The organism is Bifidobacterium phasiani (assembly GCF_019331775.1).
GTDB classification, from domain to species: Bacteria; Actinomycetota; Actinomycetes; order Actinomycetales; family Bifidobacteriaceae; genus Bifidobacterium; species Bifidobacterium phasiani.
This window is the reverse complement of sequence record NZ_JAHBBD010000051.1, coordinates 1-1,480: the sequence shown is the minus strand read 5'-3', so window position 1 is coordinate 1,480 and position 1,480 is coordinate 1. Positions and strand designations below refer to the sequence as shown.

The window sequence follows — 1,480 nt, the reverse complement described above, 5'->3', positions numbered from 1 at the left end:
TGAACTGCGTCCCGTTTGTTGGACGTTGTTTATTAGGATACAGGGTCTAGGCTGTGAGGGACATGCTCCGGTATTCCTCCGGGGTGTGTCCCTCCAGTCGTATCTGGCGCCGTTTGGTGTTCCAGTGGACGATGTACGCGTCCAGTTCGCGTCCGAATTGCTCGTACGAGTCGAACTCCCGGTCTCGGTAGAACTCGTCCTTCAGGTGACCGAACACCTGTTCGGTCGCCGCGTTGTCCAGGCAGTTGCCCTTGCGGCTCATGGACTGGCGGATGTTCAGTTCCCTGAGCCTTTCCCTCCACCACGGGTGCTGGTACTGCCATCCCATGTCCGAGTGCAGGATCGGGCTCGCCCCGTCGGGCAGTCTGGCCTCGAGCATGGCGAGCAGGCGTTTCTGCTGTCCGAGGTCGGGGCTGCGGCTCACGTCCCAGGCGACGATCTCCTTGCTCGCCATGTCGTAGACGGGCGCGAGGTACGCCTTGCCGCCCGCGACCTTGAACTCCGTGACGTCGGTGCCGAGTTTGGCGAACGGCCTGTCCGCGTGGAAGTCGCGCTTGAGCAGGTCGGGCACGCGCCCGCCTCGGTCGCCCCTGTACGAGTTGTACCCCCTCCAGGGGTTGGCGGCGCGGATCCGGCACCTGAGCCCCATGCGGCGCATGACACGGAGCACGGTCTTGGCCGACACCCTCTGCCCGAACTCATGGGCCAGGCACATGCGGACCTGCCGGTGGCCGCACCCGTTCGGCGTGCGCGCCCAGACCTCCCGCACCATGGGCTCGAGGTCGGGACGCGTCACATGCTCCGGATGCGACAGATGATGGTAGTACGTGGACCTCGCCAGACCGGCTATCCTCAGGAGCCGGCCGAGCCGGTGCCCTTGCCCTGCGAGCCGTCGCACGATGGTGCTCCGCTCACGCCGCGTGACTTCCGCGCCCGCAGGGCCCGGACTTTTTCCAGGTACGCGACCTTCGCCCTGAGGTAGGCGACCTCCTCGGCGAGCTCCTGCTCGCGCGTCGGTTCCGGCTTCGGCCCGGACCTCGCGCCCCTGGGCCTGCCCCTGGGCTTCGGCTTCAACGCCCCCGCGCCTCCCGCCCGGTAGTCGCGACACCAGCGTTGCAACGACGCGATGCTCGCCACACCGTATTTGGCCATGACCTCGGCCGTCGTCAGGCCGCCCTCGACGTGGTCGCGCGCCGCGGCGACCTTCGTCTCCCAGTCATAGCGCCTGCTGCCGGTGGCACCCATGACCGCCTCCTCCCCGCCGGACCTGTACAGCATGATCCAGTTTCTCGCGGTCTGCACCGGCATCGCAAGCCGACGGGCGAGGACATCCTTGCCCACACCCGTTTCGATCAGCCTCAACGCCTCTCGCCGAAACCCGTCATCATAACGCTTCCTCCGATCCTCCCGCATACGCAAGAACCGCACCTCCGATCATCGAATCTGAATTTCTCCAGTCCAACAATCGGGGTGCGGTTCA

General features: G+C 66.1%; 2 protein-coding genes. Both read right to left on the bottom strand.

The genetic code is table 11. From position 1 onward, the window contains the following. Nucleotides 1–46: 46 nt before the first annotated feature. The gene (locus KIH73_RS10745) at nucleotides 47–901 is read right to left on the bottom strand and encodes an IS3 family transposase (RefSeq protein ID WP_219083375.1); all 855 of its coding nucleotides are present in this window, start codon (nucleotides 899–901) and stop codon (nucleotides 47–49) included. Further along, a complete protein-coding gene (locus tag KIH73_RS10740) occupies nucleotides 853–1,413 on the bottom strand; it encodes a helix-turn-helix domain-containing protein (protein ID WP_219083378.1) in 561 nt (186 codons plus the stop codon). Before KIH73_RS10740 ends, KIH73_RS10745 begins: the two co-directional genes overlap by 49 nt. Nucleotides 1,414–1,480: the final 67 nt, after the last annotated feature.

Bases quoted from the DNA above. Each gene is read 5' to 3' on its own strand.
- KIH73_RS10740 (WP_219083378.1), bottom strand. From the start codon at position 1,413: ATGCGGGAGGATCGGAGGAAGCGTTATGATGACGGGTTTCGGCGAGAG.